We start from the raw sequence: 23,032 nt of genomic DNA, 5'->3' as shown, positions 1-23,032 counted from the left end.
TGCTTTGCGCCGCCCCGCCTATCCTGCTCAAGGTTGCAAGCGTTGCATGCTCCATTGCCCGTCAGCACCACGCGTAAACACGATGCGGTCGTGGAAGCGTGAACGGCGTCCCTGCCAGAATTCGATGCGTTCCGGCTGCAAGCGGTAGCCGCCCCAGTGTGCCGGGCGCGGCGGCTGCGCGTCGCCGACGGCGGCCACCACGGCCTCATAATTGCTTTCCAGCGCGGCGCGGTCGGCGATGGGGGCGCTTTGCTGCGAGGCAATCGCCGAAAGCCGGCTTTGCAAGGGGCGCACATTGAAATACTCGTCGCTCTCGGCCGCCGTGGTTTTCACCACCGTGCCTTCGATGCGCACTTGCCGCTCCAGCTCGCGCCAGAAGAACAGCAGGGCGGCGTGTGGATTGTGTTCGAGCTGCTGGCCCTTGTCGCTGTGGTAATTCGTGTACCAGGTAAAGCCCCGCTCATCGAACTGTTTGATCAGCACGATGCGCGAGCTGGGCTTGCCTTCAGGACTGACGGTGGACAAGTCCATGGCGTTCGGTTCCATCACTTGCGCGTTGACGGCCTCGGCAAACCATTTCTGGAACTGGGCGATGGGATCGGCCAGCACGTCCGTCTCGCTCAGGCTCGATTGCACGTAGTCGGTGCGCATGGCCGCCAGCACGGCGGCCGCGTCCGGCACTTCGGGCACTTCCGGCGCGATGCCGCGGCGGCGCTGCATGGCCGTGCCCAGCCGCTCCATTTGTTGCGCGCTGAACAGGCGCTTGGCCATCGGCGCCAAATGCCCCTCTTCCTTAGTCATGTGGGCCTGGTAGGCGGCGACATAGGCGGCCACGCCCTCGGCGGACAATTGCGTGCCCGTGCCGGCCGCGATGGCGTCCAGTTCCGGGCGCAGGGTCAGCCAGGCCTGGTCCATGCGCTGGTGGTCGGCGAGGATTTCCGGCACCAGGGTCGCCAGCAGGGCGGCGTCGTCGCCCGTGGCGGTCGCCTGCAGCATGGGCATCAAGTCCTGCTCTTCATCGTCATGGTGCAGATGGGCGGCTTTATTGAAATATTGCAACACCGCCTTGGCCGCCTGCTGCGCGTCCGTCGTGTTGCCGTGCTGCGCCAGATGGCCCAGCAGGTTTTGCAGGGTCGTCAGCTGCTTGCGGATCTTGTCGTGGCAATGCTTGAGCACGGCGATGGGCTGGTCAAAGCCGGGAACGGAGTCGAACAGGGGAGAGGTCATGGCGAGTTCTCGTGGTGGGCGGTGTGGGGGCGTGGCGACGGTTTGGATTGTCGCTGTGTCAATTCGGCTATTTTAGAATATCCGTCAGCGCAGTGTCCGTTAAAATGGCGCCATGCATACCTCCACCAATGAACAAATTTCCATGGACTTGACCGAGATCGATTTTGAGCGGCGTTTCGGCGGCATTGCCCGCCTGTACGGCGCCCCCGCGCTGGAACGCTTCCGCGCCGCGCATGTGTGTGTGATCGGCGTGGGCGGCGTCGGTTCCTGGATCGTCGAAGCGCTGGCGCGCAGCGCCATCGGCCGCCTGACCCTGATCGACCTCGATAATGTTGCCGAATCGAACATCAATCGCCAGATCCAGGCGATGAGCGACACCATCGGCCAGGCCAAGATCACGGCCCTGGCCGAACGCATCGAACTGATCAACCCGTTTTGCCAGGTCACGCAGATCGAGGATTTTATTACTCCCGATAACCTGGAGCAGTTGCTGGGCGGGCGCGACTTCGACTACCTGGTCGACGCCATCGACAATGCCAAGGCGAAAGCGGCCGTGATCGCGTATTGCCGCGCGCGCAACATTCCCATGCTGACCATCGGCAGCGCGGGCGGCCAGACGGACCCGACCCTGATCGCCGTGCGCGACCTGTCGAAAACGGAACAGGAACCGTTGCTCAAGCGAGTACGCAAACTGTTGCGCACTGAATATGGTTTCCCGCGTGGCGTGAAAAACAAATTCAACGTCGACGCCGTGTTTTCCATGGAACCGTTGAGCACCCCCGAGAGCGCCGAAGCGTGCGCCATCGATGGCACGCCCGCCGCCGGCGTGACGGGCCTGAACTGCGCCGGCTTCGGTTCCAGCGTGGTGGTGACGGCCAGCTTCGGCATGGTGGCGGCCGCCCATGCGCTGAAAAGCTTGCGCCAGGACAAATCAGCGGCCTTGCCGGACGCCGCCTAGCTTAGTCGCCTAGCTTAGTCGCCTAGCTTAATTTCCTGCTGGCCAGGATGCGGTAGTCGCCGCTGCTTTTGATCGATTCCACCAGCACCAGCTCGTCCGCCAGCCAGGTGATGGGCGCGAAATCCCCGATGGCCGGTGGCGGCGCCTGGCGCGCCAGGGTCACGTGCGGCGTAAAGCGGTCGTGCTCGAAGCGGGGCGCCAGTCCCTGTTCCGCCAGGCTCTGCATGCAGGACGCGCGCAAGTCGAGCAAGGCCGGCGAAGGTTGCGCCAGGGCGGCCCAGGCCAGCGCCAGCTGCGCAAAGTGGCTGGCGTGATCGAACAGCAAGGGCATGGGACGCGCCGGTGTGTGCGCCAGAATGTCCAGCAGGGCCGGCAGCTCGCTGGCCGGGCGCTGACCGAGGAAGGCCAGGGTCAGGTGCAGCTTGTCCGCGCGCACGGGTTTGCCTTGCAAGCGCGCCTGCCAGGCGGCCAGGGCCGCGCGCGTGGCCGCGTCGGGCCACAGGGCATAAAACAGACGGGGGCAATGGGTATCGGGCGACAAGTTTTTCCTATCGTTGCGGCGGTTTGCTATTATTGGCGTTGCCTGCCCACTTGCACTGGCAGGGATCTCACCGAAACTCAATGAAAGAATACATCATGACGCGTAGCTCCGTTTTGTTTGCCCTGATCTGCTCCGTCGCCGCGTCGCTGGCGCAGGCACAGGCGCCAGCGCCTGTTCCCGCCTCCGCCGTCTCGCTGAGCCCCGGCCCTGTCGCCGATAAATTGATCATCATCGACAACAAGGTCGGCACGGGCAAGGAAGCGTCCGCTGGCAATGCCGTCACCGTGCACTACACGGGCTGGCTGTACCGTCCGCTGGCGAAAGATTCGCGCGGCAAGAAGTTCGACAGCTCCGTGGGCCGTGGCCCGTTTGACTTCCCGCTCGGCAAGGGCATGGTCATCAAGGGCTGGGACCAGGGCGTGGCCGGCATGAAAGTGGGCGGCAAGCGCACCCTGATCATTCCAGGCGAACTGGCCTACGGTCCGCGCGGCGCCGGCAATGGCGACATTCCACCGAACTCGGCACTGATCTTCGACGTGGAATTGCTGGACGTGAAGTAATTGTTCAGTTTGGCGGCGGCGCATCCCCGCGCCGCCGCCATTTACGTTCTGAAACGCGGTAGACTGGGTTCTTCTGTAATTGCTGTGGAGACCCCCCCCCATGAACATCGCCAACGACGTCACTGAACTGATCGGCAACACCCCCCTGGTGCGCATCAACCGCATCGCCGCCGGCAGTGTGGCCACCATCCTGGCCAAACTCGAATTCTACAATCCCGCGCACAGCGTCAAGGACCGCATCGGCCTGGCCATGATCGTCGCCGCGGAAGCCGCAGGCAAGATCCATCCCGATACCGTCATCGTCGAGCCCACCAGCGGCAACACAGGCATCGCGCTGGCCATGGTGTGCGCCGCGCGCGGCTACCGTTGCACCCTCGTCATGCCCGACACCATGAGCCGCGAGCGCCGCATCCTGTTGCGCGCCTATGGCGCCGAGCTGGTGCTCACGCCCGGCAGCGAAGGCATGCTGGGCGCCATCCGCAAGGCCGAAGAACTGGTGGCGGCCGACCCGCGCTACCTGATGCTGCAGCAATTCAACAATCCCGCCAATCCCGCCATCCACCGCGCCACGACGGCCGAGGAAATCTGGCGCGACACGGATGGGCAAGTCGATATCGTCATCGCCGGCGTGGGCACGGGCGGCACGATCACGGGCATCGGCGAAGTGCTGAAGGAACGCAAACCCGGCCTGCAAGTGATCGCCGTGGAACCGGAAGCGTCGCCGATGCTGTCGAAGGGTACCAAGGGACCGCACCCGATCCAGGGCATCGGCGCCGGTTTCGTGCCGCAGATTCTCAACACGACCATCTACGACGAAATCATCTGCGTCAAGAACGACGACGCCTTCGCCACGGCGCGCCTGGCCGCCAGCGACGAAGGCTTGTTGGTCGGCATTTCGTCGGGCGCCGCCCTGTGGGCCGCCCTGCAAGTGGCGCGCCGTCCGGAAAACGCGGGCAAGACCATCGTCACCATCATTCCGTCGTTCGGCGAACGCTACCTGAGTACTGCCTTGTACGCGGGCCTCGGTGATTGATTTGTAAACAGTAGGGACAGGTCTATCCCTTCCGCCAGCGCGCGGTTGCCCGCGTCGCCCGGGTGCAGGTGGTCGCCCGAGTCGTAATCGGGCAGCAGGCGCAGCGGGTGCGCAGGGTCGCGCGCCAGCGCGTCGAAGTCGAGGACGGCATCGAACGTGCCGCTGGCGCGTATCCACGCATTCAATTGCTGGCGCAGCGCATCTTTATCAAGCTGGTAATAGTCGCTCAGGGGCGTGCCGGGCAGGGCGCCTGCGAACGGCGTCAGGGTGGCAGCGATCACGCGCACGCCGCGGCTGCGCGCCTGGGCGACCAGCTGGGCGTAGCCGCTTGTTAATTCCTCCAATGTTGGCCGTTTTTGCCGTGGCGCAAACGCCGTGCCGGGCCAGCTGATGTCATTGATCCCCAATAAAACGATGACCGTGCGCACGCCAGGCTGCGCCAGCACGTCGCGTTCGAAACGGGCCAGGGCATTGTCTCCCATGCCGTCGGACAACAGCCGCCCACCGGAAATACCCGCATTGACCACGGCCACGCCGTGCGGCGCCAGGCGTTCAGCCAGGAAATCGGGCCAGCGCGCATCCATCCCCAGGCTGGCGCTGGCGCCATCGGTGATCGAGTCGCCAAGGATGGCCACTGCTTGCCCCGCCGCCATCGCCTCCACCTGGATGGCCGTCAGTAAAAGGCGCGCCGTGGTGGTCTGCACGCCGGGCGCGTCATCGATGCGCGCCGCCAGCGTCTGGTCTTGCGGCGCGATCCAGGCCGTCTCGCGGCCATCCCAGTGAAACGTGGAGACGGGACTGGCTTGCGGCAAATGGATGCTCACCGTCAGCCGCGCCAGATCCGGCACGGATAGCTCGACGGGGTCGCTGACGAGCGGCGCGCCCGGCGCCACGCTGGCCGCCGGCTGGCCGGAAAACGTCAGCGTGCGCAAGCTGCCGGGTTGGATGGCTGAGCCGGACGCGGCCAGGGCCACCGTGGCCGCGCCAATGCGCAGCGGCGCCTTGCCATACGCATTCGACAGCACGATGCGCACGCGCGGGCCGCCCACGCTGAGGCGCGCCACCTGGCGCACGGTTTGCGCTTGCAGCACGGCGGGTACGTTGGATGGGAAGAGGAAATCGCTGCGCCACACGGCTTGTGGGCTGGCCGTCCAGCTGGCCAGCCAGGCTTGAGGAGGTTCGGCCGCATGGGCGGGAGAAACACTCAGTGCCAGGCTCAGCAAGGCGGCGGGAAAAATGGACAATCGTTGCATGGCGGCTCGCTTCATCAGGGGAATGTATGCATGATGAAAGCAAAGCCATTTATGTACTAGACTATCTCATTGAAGAACATTTATGAGTTGAATTCACAATGGCCAGACTGGAAGTGAACCGTTCCGGCGAACTGGAAGTGTTTGTGCGCGTGGTCGAGCTCGGTGGCTTTTCCGCCGCCGCGCGCGCCTGCGGCATGACGCCGTCGGCCGTCAGCAAGCTCGTTGCGCGGCTGGAAGAGCGCCTGGGTGCGCGATTGCTGAACCGTTCCACGCGCCAGCTGCAGCTGACGGCCGAAGGCTGCGGCCTGTACGAACGGGGGCGTCACGTGCTGGCGGCCCTGGACGAGGCCGAGCGCTGCGCCGGCGTGCAGGATGTGCCGCGCGGCAAAATCAGGGTCAATGCGAACGTGCCGTTCGGTCAGCATTTTTTGTTGCCGCTGGCGCCGTTGTTTCTCGAACGCTATCCCGAGGTGACGCTTGACATCGTGCTCACGGATGAAGTGGTCGATATCCTCGAGCAGCGCACGGACGTGGCCGTGCGGGCGGGGCCATTGAAAAGTTCCAGCCTGCTGGCGCGCAAGCTGGGCCAGACGCGCATGGTGATCGTGGCGGCGCCCGCCTACCTGGCGCGGCGCGGCACGCCGCAGGCAGCGGCCGAGCTGGCGTCGCACAATCTGCTCGACGCCAATTACGCGCGCGCCCGCTCGGGCTGGCCGCTGCGCCTGCCCGAGGGCGACGTCGTCGTGCCTGTCGTCGGCAATGCCCAGGCCAGCGATGGCGAAGCCTTGCGGCAGCTGGCGCTGGCGGGACTGGGGCTGGCGCGCCTGGCCGCCTTCCAGGTGCGCGCCGATATCGCGGCCGGCCGTTTGCAGGCCGTGCTGGAAGAGTTCAACCCCGGTGACAGCGAGGAAGTGCATGCCGTGTTTGTGGGCCAAGGCGGACATGTGCCGCAGCGCGTGCGCGTCTTTCTCGATTTCCTGGCGCAGAACGTCAAGCTGAACTGATGCATTAGGCTACAGGCGGACACTGCCGCGCAGTACAATATCGGACGGGCCGCAATGGTTCGGTCCGTATTGTGCCTTTGAATGGAAATATGTTCCTGGTAAAACCTGAACGCCGCCGCCTGCTGCAGGTGGGCGCAACCGTGGCTGTCATCGCGCTGGGCCTGGCCTCGCGCGCCTATCCCCAATTCGTCCCCGCCGCGCTCGGCAAGTATCCGGGCGACGCCCTGTGGGCCATGATGATCGTCTTTGCGCTGGGCATCATCGCCACGCGCATGCGTACCTGGCAACTGGCATCGTGGTCCTTGCTGATCTGCTTTGCCGTGGAATTCGGCCAGCTGGTCCAGGCGCCGTGGCTCGTCGCGCTGCGCGCGCATCCGCTGGGGCACCTGGTACTGGGTTCCGCCTTCGGCTGGGGTGATTTGATCGCCTACACGGCCGGCGTGGCCGTGGCGGCGATCATCGACAAGCTGGCGCTGTTCAAGCGCCGCTAGCCTTATTTGACGTTACCCTCAGCGTCGCGCAGTTCCACCGGCGCCAGCTTCAGCTTGGACAATTGCGGGGCGATCTTCGCCTTGTCGCCCACGCCGATGACGATCAGCTTTTCCGGCTGCAAGTATTTTTTCGCCACCTGCTGCACCTGCTTGTCCGTCACGCTGGCAAAGCGCTGCGGCAAGGTCGTGTAATAGTCGAGGCCCAGGCCATAGATGTACGCGTTCGCCATGCTGGCGCTGATGCTGGCGTTCGTGTCGAACTGGCCCGGCAAGGACAGCACTTGCGAGTTGCGCGCATTCGCCAGTTCCTTGTTGCTCAAGGGCTTGGCGATCATGGCGCGCAGTTCCTTGACGGTTTCCGACACGGCCGGGCCCGTCACATCGGTGCGCACGCTGGCGGCAATCGAGAACGGTCCAGGCTGGTTGCGGTACTGGAATTGCGAGCGCACGCCATACGTATACCCCTTTTCTTCGCGCAAGTTGGTGTTCAGGCGGCTGGTAAATAAGCCGCCCAGCGCCGCGTTCATCACTTGCAGCGGCGCGTAGTCGGGCGTGGCGCGCGGCACGGCGATGGCGGACAGGCGCACGGCCGTTTGCGGCGCGCCCGGCTTGTCGACCAAAATCAACTTTGCCTTCGTCGTTTGCGGCGCGGCGGCCACGGCCGGCGCCACCGTGCCTGGCTTCCAGCTGCCGAACTTGGCTTCGGCCAGCGCCTTCAATTCCGCTTCGCCGATATCGCCCGAAACGATCAGCGCCGCATTGTTGGGCAGATAATGCTGCTGCCAGAAACCTTGCAGGTCGGCGCGGCTGGCCGCTTTCAGCGCCGCTTCCGTGCCCAGCTGGATGTAGCCATACGGATGCTGCGGGCCATACAGGGCCGCCGCTTCCACCCGGGCCGCGACAAAGCCCGCGTTTTCGCGCTGCTGTGCCAGCTGTCCGATGCGGCTGGCGCGCTGGCGCTCCACTTCTTCTTGCGGGAATTGCGGGTGCAGCACCACGTCGGCCAGCACGTCGAGCGCTTGCGGGAAGGTGGCTTTGAGCGACGTCAGCTGGGCGAACGAGGCATCCGTGCCGGAGCCGGTACTCAGCAGGGCGCCCAGTTGCGCCACATCGTCGGCGATCTGCGGCGCCGTGCGCGTGGCCGTGCCTTCCTGCAGCAATTGCGCCGTAAAGCTCGACAAGCCCGGCTGCGCCAGCGGATTGGCGCCCGAGCCGCTCTTGATCACCAGCTGGCTGGACACGAGCGGCACGGCCCCGTTGTAGTGGTGAATCACGGTCAGGCCGTTCGCCAGGGTGAACGATTTTCCTTGCGGTAAAACAATCTTCGGTGCGGGACCGGCCTTCGGCACGGCATTGCGCCATGGCTCGTCGGCATTGATGGCCGTGCCTGGCGCAGGCTTGACCTTGCCCGGCGCCGGTGTCGGCACTTCCGCGCCCAGGTCCGGCGTGCCCGGCACGCCGTAGACGACGACGCGCGACTGGTTTTTCAGGTACTGGTCCACGGCGCGCTGCACGCCGGCCGCCGTCACCTGGCGGTAGCGCTCGATATCCTTGGCCAGGTAGCCGGGGTCGCCCACGTACTGGTTGTATTCGTTGAGCAAGTTGGCCACGCCGCGCCCGCCCATTTTTTCCACCTGGCTCAGCATGTTGGTCTCGATGCTGTTGCGCGCCCGCTCCAGTTCCTTCTCGGTCGGGCCCTTGGCGCGCAATTGCTCCAGCTCCGCCTGCAGGGCTTGCTCGATTTCCTCGGGCTTGCGGCCCGGGCGCGCCGTCGCGTCGATGGTGAAGATGGAAGTGAGGGCGTTCGAACCCTGGCTGGCGCCCACGTCTTGCGCGATCTGCTTGTCGTACACCAGGGATTTATATAAACGGCTGGACTTGCCACCGGCCAGGATGTGCGCGGCCATCGACAGCTCCGCGTCATCCTTGGTGTAGGCGGACGGCGTCAGCCAGGCCATGAAGACCCGCGGCAATTCGACCCGGTCCTGCACCACGATGCGGCGTTCCTGCGTGATGGGCGGCGTCACGACATCGGGCTTCGGCACGGCCGGGCCGCTCTTGAAGCTGCCAAAATACTTGTTGACCAGTTCCTTGGTTTTCGCCTTGTCGATATCGCCGGCGATCACGAGGCTGGCGTTGTTGGGGCCATAGTATTTGCTGAAGAATTCCTTGATGTCGGCCAGTTTCGCGTTCTGGATGTCCACGTGCGAACCGATGACGCTGGCGTAATACGGGTGGGTCTTGGGAAACAGCTGATGGTACAGGGCTTCCTGCACGATGCCGTAGGGCGCATTCTCCACGCTCTGGCGGCGCTCGTTGCGCACCACGTCCTGCTGGTTCGTCAGCGCCGTCTGGTCGAGCACGTCAAGCAGGTAGCCCATGCGGTCGGAATGCGTCCACAGGGCCAGTTCCAGCTGGTTCGACGGTACCGTGTCGAAATAATTGGTGCGGTCGAAATCCGTGCTGCCGTTCGAATCGGTGGCGCCCGCGCCTTCGAGCAACTGGTCGGCCATGCCGCGCGGCACGTGCTTGGTGGCGGCAAACATCATGTGCTCGAACAAATGCGCAAAGCCCGTCAGGCCCGGCGCTTCATTCGCGGGACCCACGTGGTACCAGATATTGACGGCCGTGACGGGCAGTTTATGGTCTTCCACGAGAATGACGTCGAGGCCGTTCGGCAAGGTGTATTTTTCGTAGGCGATATGCGGCACGGCCGCCGCGCCCGTCGTGACGGCCGCATCGGCGGCGTGGGCGTGGGCGAGGGTGAGCGGGGCGCCGTACAGCGACAGCAACAGGGCGGGGAGGGCCAGCAGTTTGATCGGTTTCATGCATGCTTCCAGGGATAGGTGGAGAAGACGCTGCGGCTCGCTCGTGGCTGGCGCAGCGGGACGTTAATACGGTCGGTGCTACTGTCGTTACTACGGTCGGTGCTACAGTTTATACAGCAGGGCCGCGCCGCCCAGCACCAGCAGCGCGCTGGCGACGGAGACGATGGCCGCGGCGCCCAGCAAGCGCCATTCGCGCGGAGAGAACCAAGGGGCGCGCCCGGACGCTTGCGGCACAGGCTGGGGCACGGCCGCCGGCAAGCCGCCCGCCGCGCGCGCCTGGGCCGCCAGTGCCTGCGTGGCGGCGTCCAGCAGGGCCAGCTGGCGCTCGACGGTTTCCGCCAGCACGGCTTCGTTCAGCGCCACGAGAGCGAATATCGGGTCATCGACATCGACCTTGATGCCCGTTTTGTCGAACACGTGGCTGCGCAGTTTGTGCCGGTCCATCTACCACTGCACCTTGTCGAGCTGTTCGAAGATGTCGCGGTAGACGACCTTGATGCGCTGCTTTTCCATGATGTTGAACTTGTCGTTCTGCAGCACTTCCTGCATCGTCAGGCGCGCCGTGTTCATCTTCTTGACGTCCGCGCCGAAGGTGTCGGGATTGCGCTGGCTCAGGGTGATGCTGCCTTTCACGCGCGCGCGGTTGTCGCTGTACGACTGCGATTCGACGAATTGCTTGCCCGACGCCGATTGCAGCAGACCGAAGTGTTCGTTTTGCCACAGCACCAGCGGCACCTTCGTCGATTGGGCCGTCGCCACAAAACCCGTGGCCGTGTCGTGCAGGGTATCTCCGCCGCCGACGATGGTGTGGATGTAGACCTTGCGGCCCGATTCTTCCAGCAGCGAGAAGCAGTCGTTTTCCAGCAGGTAGCCCATCAGCGGCGAAAACGTGTTCGCGCCATTGTCGACCACGCAGTTGCCGTCTTCTTCGAGGATATCGATCATCAGCGCGTCGAAGCGTTTCGGGTCGATGTTGCGCGCATCCGTCATCACGGGCACATGCTTGACGTTCATCGCCTTGTAGCGCGAAAAAGTCGCGTTTTCCTGGTCGGTGTCATAGCAGCGCAAAGGCGTATCGTCCTTGCCGCCTATCCACTGGGCCAGCAGGGTAGAGACGAGGGTCTTGCCGATGCCGCCCTTGCCCTGCAGGATGAAATGTACCGTGTTTTGCATTGCGACTACTCCAAGTTGTTGCGTCAGTGACAATCAAAGATCCGTGACAGCGGCGACTGGCATTTTTACCACAATCCTTTGCAAATATGCCATGCGGAACAGCGAATCTGGTTATGATGTTAATCAGGATACCATTGATACAGAGCAAGTTTTGTGTGAAAAATGCACCCCAGAGTGTGAACGAGGACGCAGTGCCGATCTCCAGTCTCGATAAAGCCGACATTGACCGTCTGAATCAGCAAGCCCTGGCTTGCCTGGTCGGCAACCGCCGCCAGGCGCGCCGGCTGGCGCAGATGGCGCTGGCGGCGGCGCAACGGCAACAGTATGCGCGCGGCGGCGCGTATGCGGAACTCAATCATTGCTGGCTCGCGTACTACGCGGGCGAGGCCGAACCGTCGTGCGAGCGTCTGGGCGCGTATTTCCAGCACAGCGGCGACCTGGAAGGGGGCATGGAAGTGGCCGCCCTGCAGGGCGCATATGCGAGCCGGCGCGGCGATTTTGCCGATGCCGAGCAGCATTTCCTGCAGGCGCGCAGCCAGGCCGCGCAGATCCCCGATTCCTTGCACAAGTTCATGTTGTACGCGCGCCTGGGTGTCGATGCCCTGAACCGTGGCGATACGCAGGACGGCCCGCGCAATTTCCTGCTGGCGCTCGACATCGCCGAACGCTTCGGCAGTCCCGCGCACCGCGTCAACAGCCTGTCGAACCTGGCCTCGTCGCAGCATGACCTGGGCAACGATGAAGATGCGATCCCCCTGCTGGTCGAGGCGCTCGAGATCATCGGCACGCAAAAGCTCAAATACCAGCAAACCATCGTCTCGGCCAACCTGGCCATGTGTTTATTGGCCACCGGCAAGCCGGCCGAGGCGCTGGCGCTGGTGGAACCGTTTTACGAGTGGCCGGAAGAAGACCTGGCCGTGCGCGCCTTTCTGTTCTGCATCGCCGCCCACGCGGCCATCCTGCTGCGCCAGCCCGACAGCGCCCTGCAATTGCTGTTGCGCGCCGAAGAGTATGCGCGCCGGGGCCAGGACCTGGAAGAGCAGATGCATGCGTGGCTGGTGCGCGGCAAGCTGGACCTGCACGCGGGCCAGACGGCGCAGGCGCTGGCCTCGCTGACGCAGGCGCACAGCCTGCTGAGCTGGACGCGCAATCCATTTCATCAGCAGCAGATTTTGCGCGGCTTGGCCGACATCAACGCCCAGCTGGGTGAATGGCAGGTCGCGTATGGCTATTTGCAGCAATACCAGGCCGCCTACGAGGCCAGCAGCAAATCGGCGCGCGCCTCGCGCAGCCTGATGCGCAACCTGGAAAAGGAAATGCACAGCCTGAAGGCCGAGCGCGACAAGGCGCTGGAGCTGCAGGCGGCGCGCGAGACGGAAAACGCCAAGCTCGAGCACCTGAACCGCGAACTGGCGCACCAGATCCTGCACGTCAATTCCCTGCAGGACAGCCTGAAGGAACAGGCCCTGCGCGATCACCTGACGGGCTTGTACAACCGCCGCCATTTTGAAACGTGCCTCAATGCCATCCTGCACGAAGCCGATGCGGATGCACCCGTGGCCATCGCCATCATCGACCTGGATTTTTTCAAGCGCGTCAACGACACCTACGGACACAACTTCGGCGATGAAGTGCTGATCCAGTTCGCGCGCCTGGTGGAAGGCCAGCTGCGCGGCAGCGACATGGTGTGCCGTTATGGCGGTGAGGAATTCTGCCTGCTGTTGCGCGAAGCCGACAGCCTGATCGCGGCGCACAAGATCGACGATATCGCCGCGCGCTACCGCCAGTTGCTGATCCAGCAGGCGCCGCACAGCTTGACGGGCTGCACTTTTTCGGCCGGCATCGCCGAATATCCGCGCCACGGCGCCGGCCGCCACGAATTGCTGATGCGCGCCGACAGCGCCCTGTACGCGGCCAAGCAGGCGGGCCGCGACCGCGCCTGCATCGCCGACGCTACTGGATAAAACGCAGCAGTTCCCGCAGCGCGTGCGCCACGGCCTGCTCGCGCACGGCTTGCCTGTCGCCGGCGAATACCAGCCGCTGCGTCTGCACGCGCCCGTCCATGGCCCAGCCGAAGCAGACGGTGCCGACGGGTTTGCCCGGCACGCCGCCCGTGGGGCCGGCGATGCCCGTGGTCGAAACGGCCACCTGGGCTTCGCTGTGGGACAGGGTGCCTTGCGCCATGGCGGCGGCCACTTCCTCGCTGACGGCGCCGTGTGCGGCGATCAGTTCGGCAGGTACGCCCAGCATGCTGGTCTTGGCCCCGTTGGAATAGGTGACGAAGCCCCGTTCGAACCAGGTGCTCGAGCCCGCAATATCGGTGACGGCCTGCGCCACGCCGCCGCCCGTGCACGATTCGGCCGTGGCCAGCAGCAGTCCCTTCGCCTGCAAGGCCAGGCCGACGGCGGTGGAGAGGGGGACGAGTTCCTTGCTCATGGATGACTCCTGCATGCGGTGAAAATGGTGGCAAGACTGTAGCATGGTCAACGGTAAAAGAAACTTTCCCCGGTCACAGCGAAAATGCGTACACTCTTTTATACATTTGCTACCACTTCGGGCCGGCAGGCGGGCCGCCGCTGCGCTACCCGGGTGCGCATCGCTCGAACAGGCAAGCGGCATGGTGCCGCGCCTTCGGATTGCATTATCTTTACTCGGTTGTCATGGTAATTCTGAACTGGACCTGGTGGCGTCATCCTGGCCCCCTGCGCCGCCCCGTGCGCGGCCGCCGCCTCCCTCTTCGCTGGGGCTGGCTTTTGCTGCTTTTGGGCGTGCTGTGCGCCGATGCGCGGGCACAGGTGCCGGGGGAGCTGGAACGCCAGGTCAAGGCCGGGTATCTGTACAAGTTTGCCGGCTTTGTCGAATGGCCCGACGGCAGCTTTGCCCGGCCCGACTCTCCGCTGGTGATCGGCGTGGCGGGCGCCGATGCGCTGGCCGAGCAGCTCGAACAGAGCGTGGCCGGGCATAGCGTCAACGGCCGCGCCGTGCAAGTGAAAAAAGTGCGCCGCGGCGAAACGCTGGCCGGGCTGCACGTGCTGTACCTGGGCGCGCTGGAGAAAACGGCGCTGCAGGAAATGCTGGCCGCCAGCCGTGGCCTGGCGTTGCTGACGGTATCCGATTCGGATGAGGTCTACGCGATGGGCAGCATGATCAATTTTGTGATGGCCGAAGACAAGGTCCGCTTCGACGTGGCCTTGAAACCCGTGGCGCAGGCGCATATCCGCATCAGCGCGCGCATGCTGCTGGCCGCCTACCGCGTGCAGACGGGAGGCGCCTAGATGATCAGACTGCGTTCCATCCGCCACAAGCTGATGTCGGTGGTCTTGCTGACCACCCTGGTGGCGCTCGTCATTTCGCTGGGCACCATCGTCGTCTACGACTTGCGCGCCTACCACCGCAACCTGGTGGCCGACATCAGTACCCAGGCCGAGCTGCTGGGGCACATGAGTTCGGCCGCGCTGGCCTTCGACGACGAGCGCCTGGCGCTGGAAAACCTCAACCTGATGCGCATCCGTCCGCGCGTCACGGCCGGCGCCCTGTACAAGGCCGACGGCAGCCTGTTTGCCAGCTACCGCGCGCATCAGCACGTGGGCGAGCTGCCGTCGATGGCGGGCAAGGAAGGCGTCAGCATCGCGGGCAAATCCGTCGAATTGTTCAAGCCCATCGTCGACAATGGCGAACTGCTGGGCACCGTGTATCTGCGCGCCGATTATGAACTGGCCGGCCGCACGGCCGATTACCTGGCCATCGCGCTGAGCGTGACGGTGCTGGCGCTGCTGGTGGCCTTGCTGCTGCTGCGCCGCCTCGATTTCGTCATCACGCAGCCGATCCTCGATATCGCCGACGTGGCGCGCGAAGTGATCGAGACGGGCGACTATTCGCGCCGCGCGCGCAAGCTCAGCGTCGATGAAGTGGCGCAGCTGGTCGATTCCTTCAACAAGATGCTGGCCGAGATCGAGCTGCGCACGCAGGCGCTGGAGCGCTCGAACGGCGAACTGGCGAGCGAAGGCGAACAGCGCACCGAGGCGCAGCAGGAAGTCATGCGCCTGAACCAGGAACTGGAAGTGCGCGTGCACGAGCGCACGATGCAGCTGGAAATGACGAATGGCGAACTGGCCATGGCGATGGAAGAGGCGCGCAGCGCCAACTATGCCAAGTCGGCGTTCCTGTCGTCGATGAGCCATGAATTGCGCACGCCGCTCAACGCCATCCTGGGCTTCGCGCAAATCCTCAGTTCCGACCGTCTGCCGTCGACCCTCGAGCAAAAGAAGGAGTTCGCCGGGCATATCCTGAAATCGGGACGCCATTTGCTCACCCTGATCAATGAAATCCTCGATCTGGCGAAGGTGGAATCGGGCACGGTCAGCCTGTCGCTCGAACCCGTGGGCCTGGACGCCATCTTGCAGGAATGCCGCGACATGATCGCGCCGCTGGCCAGCCAGCGCGGCATCGGCATGGCCTTCCCCGACGCCTGCCCCCTGAACGTGCTGGCCGACCGCACGCGCCTCAAGCAAATCCTGCTGAACCTGCTGTCGAATGCGCTCAAGTACAACCGCGAGCGGGGGCAGGTGGCCATCGATTGCGCGCCGCAGGCGGGCGGGCGGGTGCGCATCAGCGTGCGCGATACGGGCGTGGGCCTCGACGGCGAACAGGTGGCGCTGCTGTTCCAGCCTTTCAACCGGCTGGGGCAGGAAGGCGGCACGGAAGAAGGCAGCGGCATCGGCCTGGTGGTCACCAAGCGCCTGGTCGAGCTGATGGATGGCAGCATCGGCGTGACCAGCGTGCCCGGCGAGGGCAGCACCTTCTGGATCGAGCTGCGCGTGGTCGACGCCTTGCCCGCACCCGACACGCTGGCCTTGCCGCGGCCGGACCTGGCCGGCGCGCTGCTCGAGCACAGCGCCCCCGTGACCTTGCTGTACGTGGAAGACAACCCCGCCAACCTGACCCTGGTCGAGGAAATCGTGCGCTACTGCCCGCAATTGCAACTGCTGACGGCGACCGATGGCCGCCTGGGCGTGGAAATGGCGCGCACGCACTTGCCGCAGCTGATCCTGATGGACATCAACCTGCCGAACGTGAACGGCACGGACGCGCTGAAACTGCTGCGCGCCGATCCGCGCACGGCGCACATCCCCGTCATCGCCCTGACGGCCAACGCCATGCCGGGCGACGTCGAGCGCAGCCTGGCGCTGGGCTTTTACCGCTACCTGACCAAGCCGATCAACCTCGATGAATTTACCGAGGCGATCAACAGCACCCTGGCCTATGTGGCGCAGCAGCGCCGGCAGAAGGGAACCGGCGCACCATGATCAGCCAGGCCGATATCTATGCGGCGAAAATTCTCATCGTCGACGACCAGGAAGTCAATCTGCGCCTGCTCGAGCATTTGCTGCACAGCGGCGGCTACACGGCCCTCACCAGCACCCTCGACGCGCACGCCGTGGCCGGCCTGCACCAGCGCCACCAGTTCGACCTGATCATCCTCGACCTGGTGATGCCTGGCATGAGCGGCTACGAGGTGATGGATACCTTGCGCCCGCTGGAACTGGAAGGCTATTTGCCCGTGCTGGTGATCGCCGCCGACCCGGACGCCAAGCTGGCGGCGCTGGAAGCGGGCGCGCGCGACTTCATCAGCAAACCGTTCGATGCGCTCGAGGTGCTCACGCGCATCCGCAACATGCTCGAAGTGCGGCTGCTGCACCGCGCCGCGCGCCACTACAACACCCTGCTCGAACGCACGGTGGGCCAGCGCACGGCCGAACTGCAGCGCTTTCGCGGCGCCATGGACGCCACGACCGACGCCATCTTTCTCGTCGACGTGGTGGGCATGACCCTGGTCGACGTCAATGACGGCGCGTGCCGCCTGCTCGGCTATGCGCGCACCGAACTGCTGGCGCTGGCCCCTGGCACCTTGCTGCCGTCGCCGCCGGCCCCGCCGCTGGCCGCGCTGCCGGGCGGCCCGGCCCACCTGGCCACGGAAGTGACGGAGTGCGAACTGGTGCGGCGCGATCTGAGCCTGATCCCTGTGGAGCTGGGCTGGCACTGGTATGCGCAGGCGCCTGTGGCGGGCGGCTATCCTGGCGCTGCGGCCACGGGTGGTCTGCTGCTGATCGCCGTGGCGCGCGACATCAGCGAGCGGCGCCAGGCGCAGGAGCGCCTCAAGCACCTGGCCCATTACGATGGCTTGACGGGGCTGCCGAACCGCAGCCTGTTTTACCAGACGCTGGCCCAGGCCGTGGAACTGGCGCAAGAGAAAAGCTGGCGCATCGTGGTGCTGTTCATCGCGCTCGACCGTTTTAAAAGCATCAACGACACCCTGGGGGCGGCCTTGGGCGACGAGCTGCTGCGCCAGTTCAGCAACCGCCTGGTCGAATGCGTGCGCCTGCGCGACACGGTGGGGCGATTGGGCAACGACGAATTCGCGTTGATACTCACCATGAGCCGCAACCAGCAGGAAGCCGTGGCCGTGGCCAACCAGGTGCGCGAAGCCTTGCGCGCGCCATTCGATTTGCGCGGCCATGCGGCCACCCTGACGGCCAGCATCGGTATCGCCATGTATCCGGACGACGCCACCGACCCGGAAACCCTGATCAAATACGCGAATACGGCCATGGGCGGCGCCAAGCAGGCGGGCCGCGACGGCTACCGCTTTTTCACGGCCGGCATGAACGTGCAGGTGCTGGCGCGCCTGGACCTGGAACTGGCGCTGCGCCATGCGCTCGAACACGAGCAGTTCATCCTGTACTACCAACCGAAGGTGGATTTGCGCACGGGGCGCATCAGCGGCGTCGAAGCGCTGCTGCGCTGGCGTCGTCCCGGCTACGGCCTGGTGGCGCCGGCCGAATTCGTGCCGGTGCTGGAAGACACGGGACTGATCGTGCGCGTGGGGGCCTGGGTGATCCAGGCCGCCTGCCGCCAGATCGCCGAGTGGCGCGACAGCGAAGTGGGACCCGTGCACGTGGCCGTCAATGTGTCGAGCCGCCAGTTTGCCGAAGGCGACCTGGAAGGCGAAGTGACGCGCGCGCTGGCGCAGCATGGCGTGGCGCCGGAATTGCTGGAACTGGAACTGACGGAAACGGCGCTGATGTCGAATGCCGAGCGCACCATCGTCGTACTGGGCAAACTGAAGAAAATCGGCGTGAAGGTAGCCATCGACGATTTCGGCACCGGCTATTCGAGCCTGGCGTATCTGCAGCGCTTCCCCATCGACAAGCTGAAAATCGACATCGCCTTCGTGCGCAACATCACCAGCAATCCGAATGACGCGGCCATCGCGCTGGCCATCGTCAGCATGGCGCACAGCCTGAAACTGAGCGTGGTGGCCGAGGGCGTGGAATCGCGCCCGCAGCTCGAATACCTGCGGCGCAACCGCTGCGACGAAATCCAGGGTTTCTATTTCAGCCGCGCCCTGCCGGCGCTGGAGCTGGGACAGATGATCGTCGCCGGCGCCGGCCTGCCGCCCGGCCACGACCCGGCCGCGCAACCGGCGCAAACGCTGCTCATCGTCGATGACGACGTCAACGTGCTGTCGTCATTGCACCGCCTGTTCCGTCCCGAGGGCTACCAGATCCTCACGGCCAGCACGCCGGCCGAAGGCTTTGAAATGCTGGCCCTGCACCGGGTGCACGTGATCGTCTGCGACCAGCGCATGCCGAGCATGAGCGGCACGGAGTTTTTGAGCAAGGTGAAAGAACTGTACCCGGAAACCATCCGCATCATCCTGTCCGGCTACACGGGCCTCGAAGCGGTGCTCGACTCGATCAACCGGGGCGCCATCTACCGTTTCTATACGAAACCGTGGGACGACACCCAGCTGCGCGACAATATCCGCCTGGCTTTTCAACACTACTGGATGGTGAACCAGCCGGGGCTGGCGCGCGTGGCGGTGCGTTAGCCGTCCTTATGCGCTGAAATGGTCGAAAGAAGACAGCTGCAGGTCGAGCGGCTGCCCATTTGCATCCACCAGCCGCAAGCCTGTGTGCGCCTCGATGCGCCCGACCCTGGTGACAGGCGTGCCGCAGCTGGCCGCCAGCGCGGCGATGGCCGCGCGCGACGTGGCGGGCGCCGTGAAACACAGTTCATAATCGTCGCCGCCGGCGGCCGTGTAGCGGCGGCGCAGGGTGGTGTCTTGCCGCGCCAGCACGGGGCCGGCGGGCAGGGCGTCGACGTCGAGGGTGGCGCCTACTTGCGACGCTTTTAATATGTGGCCCAGGTCGCCCACCAGGCCGTCCGAAATGTCGATGGCCGCATGCGCCAGGCCCGCTTCGGCCAGCGCGCAGCCGAGCGCCACGCGCGGCGTGGGCATGTGCATGCGCGCGCCTGCTGTGGCCAGGTCGGCTGGCGACAATGCCTGTTCCATGCGGTAGCCGGCCAGCGCCAGGCGCGCGTCGCCCAGGGTGCCGCTGACCCAGATGTCGTCGCCCGCCACGGCCGCGCTGCGGCGCAGGGCCTGGCCCGGCGCCAGTTCGCCGAACACGGTGATGCAGATATTCAAAGGGCCCTTGGTGGTGTCGCCGCCGATGAGTTCGCAATTAAACGCGTCGGCCAGCGCAAACAGGCCGTCGGCAAAGCCGGCCAGCCAGGCGCGTTCGGCTTGCGGCAGCGCCAGGGCCAACGTGAATGCCACGGGACGCGCGCCCATGGCGGCCAGGTCGGACAGGTTCACGGCCAGGCTTTTGTGACCGAGCATGCGGGCGTCGGCGCCGGCAAAGAAATGCCGGTTCTCGACCAGCATGTCCGACGAGATGGCGATCTGCTTGCCGGCGCCGGGTGTCATCAGCGCGCAATCGTCGCCGATGCCGAGGGTGGCGCGGCCGGGGCGCTGGCGCACGAAATAGTGTTTGATCAGGTCGAATTCGGAAAGCGCGTCGTGTGGGGCCATGGCGTGGTCAGTTCGTTGAATGAGGGTGTGGCCCGGCTATTATAGGCTGGCCTACAATAGGCGCCTTTGCCACTGCCGATCCGCTTGCCATGCCCATCCTCGATATTCACTTCTTGCTGCAATCCTGGCTCGATCATGGCTGCTTGCGCGACCCGCAAGCCGTCGGCCTGAGCACTTTCGAGGCGCAGGAGCTGGTGGCGCACGGCTTCTATCCCGTCAGCGACGTCGACCAGCTGTGCCTGTACGAGGACGAGCGCCTGTTCCGTCGCGCCGGCCGGCCCGTGCACGCATTGTTCAAGGCGTTTCTGCAGCGCGGCCAACTGGTCGCGAATGGCCTGGGCCTCGGTGATCAGGTGCACCTGGCCGGCTTCCTGCGCGCGGCGCGGCAGCCCTTGCCGGCGTTTCGCGTGCTGCTGGAACAAGGTGGCCGCAGCGGCGCCCTGCTGTTCGAGAATGGCCTGGTGCTGCAGTTTGCCGCCAACTTGCGCGGCAAGCCACGCCATTACTATCTGACCCTGGCCGAGGGCCACGTGGCTGATGCCCAGCTTCCCGACCGCGACAGCGATATCGACTTGCGCGCGGCCAGCGCACGCCATGTCCAGGCCCTGTACGACAGCCGCGACCCTGCCGAACTGCAGCGCCTGGCCCGGCGCGGCAATGCGGCGCTGCGCGAGCTGGCGAGTCTGCTCGCTTAAATTTTCTTCGCCTGCGCCATGCCGTGCAGCAGCTTGGCCAGCAACTGGTCGAGCTGGCGCTGCTCGTCGGCGCTGAGCGCCGACAGCATGGCGCGCTCGTTCTCCACGTGCAGCAGCACCAGCTTTTCAATCAACTCCAACCCCTTTTGCGTCAGGGCCACCAGCACGCCGCGCCGGTCCGTCGGGTGCTTCTGGCGTTCGATCAGGCCGGCCGCTTCCAGCCGGTCGATGCGGTTGGTCATGCCGCCCGAGGACAGCATGGCCGCTTCGTACAGGGCCGTCGGCGTCAGGCTGTAGGGCGCGCCCGAGCGGCGCAAGGTCGCCAGCACGTCGAATTCGCCCGGCTGCAAGCCGTGTTCGGCGAACAGCGGGTTGAGCCAGTCGCGCGCCATCAGCTGCGCCACCGTGCCCAATTGGCCCACCAGCTGCATGGCGCGCGTATCCATCTGCGGCAGCTCGCGTTGCCATTGTGCGGCGGCAAATTGCGCGCGCGTGTGTTCTTGCGGGGTGTCTGTCATGGGGATCCATTTATCTTGACCTCAAGATAGATTTCTATCTTTATGTTAAGATACTTTTCATCGAGTCATATTTGATGACGCATTAAACCATGTGCCTCCCAGCGAGGCAAGGACTATCCTATGCCTTCAACACGCCCTGCCGCCTCCCCTTCTTCTTCATTGTCTTCGGCCCTGCTGGTGGCCGCCATCATCTTGCTGGGGCTGAACCTGCGGCCCATCCTGGCCGCCATCGGCCCCTTGCTCGACAGCATCCAGGCCAGCACGGGCCTCAGCAATGCCGACGCGGGCTTGCTGACCACGGTGCCCGTGTTTGCCATGGGCGTGTGCGCGCTGGCGGGCGCGCAGTTGCAGCGCCGGCTCGGCGTGGCGCGCGGCATCGGTATCGGCATCGCCATCATCGCCGCCGCCTGCGCGCTGCGCTGGCCTCTGCATGGCAGCGGCGGCCTGATCGCCACGGCGGCCCTGGGCGGCCTGGGCATCGCGCTGGTGCAGGCACTGCTGCCGGCCTTCATCAAGCGCCATTTCCCCGAGCGGGCAGGCCAGCTGATGGGCTTTTATACGACGGGCATCATGGGCGGCGCGGCCATTGCCGCCGCGTCCGCTTCACCGTTGGCCCAATCGCTGGGCTGGCAGGCGCTGCTGGCCCTGTGGGCGCTGCCCGCCGTGGCTGCCGCGCTGCTGTGGCGCCGCGCAGCCGCTTCGCGCGTGGACGTGTCCGGCGGCGCGGGCGCCAGCCTGCCCGTGGGCAGTGGCCGCGCCTGGCTGCTGATGGTGTTTTTCGGCATCGGCACGGGCGCCTACACCTTGGTGCTGGCCTGGCTGCCGCCGTTTTATACGGAGCTGGGCTGGAGCGCGGCCGACAGCGGCTTGCTGCTTGGCGCCTTGACCCTGGTGGAAGTGCTGGCGGGACTGGTGATTTCCAGCGTCATCCACCGCTTCCCCGACCGCCGCATCCTGTTATTGTCCGTATTGTTGTCCGTGCTGGCCGGCCTGGCTTGCCTGATCGTGGCGCCCGCGCAACTGGCGCTGCCCGCCGTGATATTGCTGGGCTGCGGCATCGGTTCGCTGTTCCCCTTGTCGCTGATCGTCAGCATGGACCACGTGCGTGACCCGGCCGGCGCCGGCGCGCTGCTCGGTTTTGTGCAGGGGGGCGGCTACATCATCGCCAGCAGCATGCCGTTCATTGCCGGCCTGATCCGCCAGCACTCGTCCAGCCTGGCCCAGGCGTGGATGGTGATGGCGGGCGGCGTGGTGCTGTTGTTGCTGATCGCCGTGCGCTTCGCGCCCGGTGCGCGGTTGGCGTCACCAGCGGCAAAAATCGCGTAGGCTGTCGGCTTGTCCTTGATAGAAAGATCCGCCATGGCTGACCATCCCGCCACGCCACCATCCCTGCTGCCCGCCAACCGCCGCATCGTGCTGTCCGGCGAGGATGCGCTGCGCATCCTGCGCGAGATCGAATTCCTGCTGCAGTCGCTGCATCACATCGGCCGCCATTATTATCCCGATGGCGACGATGACGGCGCCGATGCCGAGCGCCGCGCGCGGTATTGCGCGGAGACGACGCGCTTCATCGACGCGCAGCAAGCGACGACGCGTCTGGCGCTGATGCGCAGCATTTTGTCCGCGCCCTTCGACAGCACCCTGGGCGCGGACGACATGGACGATATCGAGCGCGCCGTCGCCGCGCTGCCGCTGTGGCGCGCCTCGGATGATCCATCACAAAAACTAATTGAAATTTAAAATTCGATAGTTTTTCCTGTTCAGGACGTTTGTGCCGCCGGACGGCCTTACAATGCTAGGTTATGCGTTTTCGTGATATCAGACTGTGGCTAGCGGAAAATACCTAGCTAATTGAAAGAATCGGTCTGATAAA

General features: G+C 65.1%; 21 protein-coding genes. 12 read left to right on the top strand and 9 right to left on the bottom strand.

The window, feature by feature from the left end:
• Nucleotides 1-27: 27 nt before the first annotated feature.
• The gene (gene pdxH / locus KO539_RS07920) at nucleotides 28-1,227 is read right to left on the bottom strand and encodes a pyridoxamine 5'-phosphate oxidase (protein ID WP_219308268.1); all 1,200 of its coding nucleotides are present in this window, start codon (nucleotides 1,225-1,227) and stop codon (nucleotides 28-30) included.
• Between the two features lie 112 nt (nucleotides 1,228-1,339).
• Here pdxH and tcdA point away from each other — a divergent pair, with 112 nt between their 5' ends.
• Nucleotides 1,340-2,185 (top strand): tRNA cyclic N6-threonylcarbamoyladenosine(37) synthase TcdA, encoded by an 846-nt coding sequence (gene tcdA / locus KO539_RS07915; RefSeq protein WP_257626134.1) that lies wholly within the window; start codon nucleotides 1,340-1,342, stop codon nucleotides 2,183-2,185.
• A gap of 22 nt (nucleotides 2,186-2,207) precedes the next feature.
• Here the strand turns inward: tcdA and thpR are convergent, their stop codons facing one another.
• Nucleotides 2,208-2,726, bottom strand: coding sequence for an RNA 2',3'-cyclic phosphodiesterase (gene thpR, locus KO539_RS07910; RefSeq protein ID WP_219308266.1), 519 nt, complete (start codon nucleotides 2,724-2,726; stop codon nucleotides 2,208-2,210).
• Between the two features lie 95 nt (nucleotides 2,727-2,821).
• Here thpR and KO539_RS07905 point away from each other — a divergent pair, with 95 nt between their 5' ends.
• Nucleotides 2,822-3,286 carry an FKBP-type peptidyl-prolyl cis-trans isomerase gene (locus KO539_RS07905; protein WP_099401727.1) on the top strand — a complete coding sequence of 155 codons (465 nt, stop codon included), beginning with the start codon at nucleotides 2,822-2,824 and terminating at the stop codon, nucleotides 3,284-3,286.
• A gap of 100 nt (nucleotides 3,287-3,386) precedes the next feature.
• Nucleotides 3,387-4,319 carry a cysteine synthase A gene (cysK, locus tag KO539_RS07900; protein WP_046684376.1) on the top strand — a complete coding sequence of 311 codons (933 nt, stop codon included), beginning with the start codon at nucleotides 3,387-3,389 and terminating at the stop codon, nucleotides 4,317-4,319.
• Here cysK and KO539_RS07895 read toward each other — a convergent pair.
• Entirely contained in the window at nucleotides 4,280-5,572 is a 1,293-nt protein-coding gene (locus KO539_RS07895; protein ID WP_219308264.1) for a GDSL-type esterase/lipase family protein, read from the bottom strand. The genes cysK and KO539_RS07895 overlap by 40 nt on opposite strands.
• A 98-nt stretch (nucleotides 5,573-5,670) precedes the next feature.
• On the opposite strand from KO539_RS07895, the gene KO539_RS07890 reads away from it, so the two are divergent.
• Nucleotides 5,671-6,576 carry a LysR family transcriptional regulator gene (locus tag KO539_RS07890; RefSeq protein ID WP_219308262.1) on the top strand — a complete coding sequence of 302 codons (906 nt, stop codon included), beginning with the start codon at nucleotides 5,671-5,673 and terminating at the stop codon, nucleotides 6,574-6,576.
• Between the two features lie 89 nt (nucleotides 6,577-6,665).
• Nucleotides 6,666-7,067, top strand: a complete 402-nt coding sequence (locus KO539_RS07885; RefSeq protein ID WP_052140015.1) for a DUF2809 domain-containing protein — start codon at nucleotides 6,666-6,668, stop codon at nucleotides 7,065-7,067.
• A 2-nt stretch (nucleotides 7,068-7,069) separates the two neighbouring features.
• Here KO539_RS07885 and KO539_RS07880 read toward each other — a convergent pair whose 3' ends face one another.
• The 3 genes from KO539_RS07880 to KO539_RS07870 form a co-directional block, all read right to left on the bottom strand.
• The gene (locus tag KO539_RS07880; RefSeq protein WP_219308260.1) at nucleotides 7,070-9,895 is read right to left on the bottom strand and encodes a pitrilysin family protein; all 2,826 of its coding nucleotides are present in this window, start codon (nucleotides 9,893-9,895) and stop codon (nucleotides 7,070-7,072) included.
• Nucleotides 9,896-9,997: 102 nt separating this feature from the next.
• Nucleotides 9,998-10,339: a hypothetical protein gene (locus KO539_RS07875; RefSeq protein WP_219308258.1), complete on the bottom strand. Its 342-nt coding sequence runs from the start codon at nucleotides 10,337-10,339 to the stop codon at nucleotides 9,998-10,000.
• Entirely contained in the window at nucleotides 10,340-11,068 is a 729-nt protein-coding gene (locus KO539_RS07870) for a hypothetical protein (RefSeq protein ID WP_219308256.1), read from the bottom strand.
• 191 nt (nucleotides 11,069-11,259) lie between these two features.
• On the opposite strand from KO539_RS07870, the gene KO539_RS07865 reads away from it, so the two are divergent.
• Nucleotides 11,260-13,032, top strand: a complete 1,773-nt coding sequence (locus tag KO539_RS07865) for a diguanylate cyclase (RefSeq protein WP_374106353.1) — start codon at nucleotides 11,260-11,262, stop codon at nucleotides 13,030-13,032.
• On the opposite strand, the gene KO539_RS07860 is transcribed toward KO539_RS07865, so the two are convergent.
• Nucleotides 13,022-13,504 (bottom strand): CinA family protein, encoded by a 483-nt coding sequence (locus tag KO539_RS07860; RefSeq protein WP_219308255.1) that lies wholly within the window; start codon nucleotides 13,502-13,504, stop codon nucleotides 13,022-13,024. The genes KO539_RS07865 and KO539_RS07860 overlap by 11 nt on opposite strands.
• A 317-nt stretch (nucleotides 13,505-13,821) precedes the next feature.
• On the opposite strand from KO539_RS07860, the gene KO539_RS07855 reads away from it, so the two are divergent.
• Genes KO539_RS07855 through KO539_RS07845 form a run of 3 tightly spaced genes read left to right on the top strand, consistent with a single transcriptional unit; the run spans nucleotide 13,822 to nucleotide 18,959 of the window.
• Nucleotides 13,822-14,343, top strand: coding sequence for a YfiR family protein (locus tag KO539_RS07855; protein ID WP_035822448.1), 522 nt, complete (start codon nucleotides 13,822-13,824; stop codon nucleotides 14,341-14,343).
• Nucleotides 14,344-16,374, top strand: coding sequence for an ATP-binding protein (locus KO539_RS07850; protein ID WP_099401719.1), 2,031 nt, complete (start codon nucleotides 14,344-14,346; stop codon nucleotides 16,372-16,374).
• Nucleotides 16,371-18,959 carry an EAL domain-containing protein gene (locus KO539_RS07845; protein ID WP_219308254.1) on the top strand — a complete coding sequence of 863 codons (2,589 nt, stop codon included), beginning with the start codon at nucleotides 16,371-16,373 and terminating at the stop codon, nucleotides 18,957-18,959. Before KO539_RS07850 ends, KO539_RS07845 begins: the two co-directional genes overlap by 4 nt.
• A gap of 6 nt (nucleotides 18,960-18,965) precedes the next feature.
• Here KO539_RS07845 and thiL read toward each other — a convergent pair whose 3' ends face one another.
• A complete protein-coding gene (gene thiL / locus KO539_RS07840; RefSeq protein ID WP_219308253.1) occupies nucleotides 18,966-19,946 on the bottom strand; it encodes a thiamine-phosphate kinase in 981 nt (326 codons plus the stop codon).
• An 89-nt stretch (nucleotides 19,947-20,035) separates the two neighbouring features.
• On the opposite strand from thiL, the gene KO539_RS07835 reads away from it, so the two are divergent.
• The gene (locus KO539_RS07835; RefSeq protein WP_219308252.1) at nucleotides 20,036-20,641 is read left to right on the top strand and encodes a hypothetical protein; all 606 of its coding nucleotides are present in this window, start codon (nucleotides 20,036-20,038) and stop codon (nucleotides 20,639-20,641) included.
• On the opposite strand, the gene KO539_RS07830 is transcribed toward KO539_RS07835, so the two are convergent.
• Complete coding sequence (locus KO539_RS07830; RefSeq protein ID WP_219308251.1) at nucleotides 20,638-21,159, bottom strand: MarR family winged helix-turn-helix transcriptional regulator; 522 nt, start codon at nucleotides 21,157-21,159, stop codon at nucleotides 20,638-20,640. The genes KO539_RS07835 and KO539_RS07830 overlap by 4 nt on opposite strands.
• Before the next feature lie 120 nt (nucleotides 21,160-21,279).
• Here KO539_RS07830 and KO539_RS07825 point away from each other — a divergent pair, with 120 nt between their 5' ends.
• Both KO539_RS07825 and KO539_RS07820 read left to right on the top strand, forming a co-directional pair.
• Complete coding sequence (locus KO539_RS07825) at nucleotides 21,280-22,485, top strand: MFS transporter (protein ID WP_219308250.1); 1,206 nt, start codon at nucleotides 21,280-21,282, stop codon at nucleotides 22,483-22,485.
• A gap of 33 nt (nucleotides 22,486-22,518) precedes the next feature.
• The gene (locus tag KO539_RS07820) at nucleotides 22,519-22,899 is read left to right on the top strand and encodes a hypothetical protein (protein WP_219308249.1); all 381 of its coding nucleotides are present in this window, start codon (nucleotides 22,519-22,521) and stop codon (nucleotides 22,897-22,899) included.
• The last annotated feature ends 133 nt before the right edge of the window (nucleotides 22,900-23,032 follow it).

The sequence above is a fragment of the Janthinobacterium sp. NKUCC06_STL genome (assembly GCF_019345455.1).
GTDB classification, from domain to species: Bacteria; Pseudomonadota; Gammaproteobacteria; order Burkholderiales; family Burkholderiaceae_D; genus Janthinobacterium; species Janthinobacterium rivuli.
The sequence above is the reverse complement of the archived record's forward strand: the minus strand, read 5'-3'. Positions and strand labels throughout refer to the sequence as shown.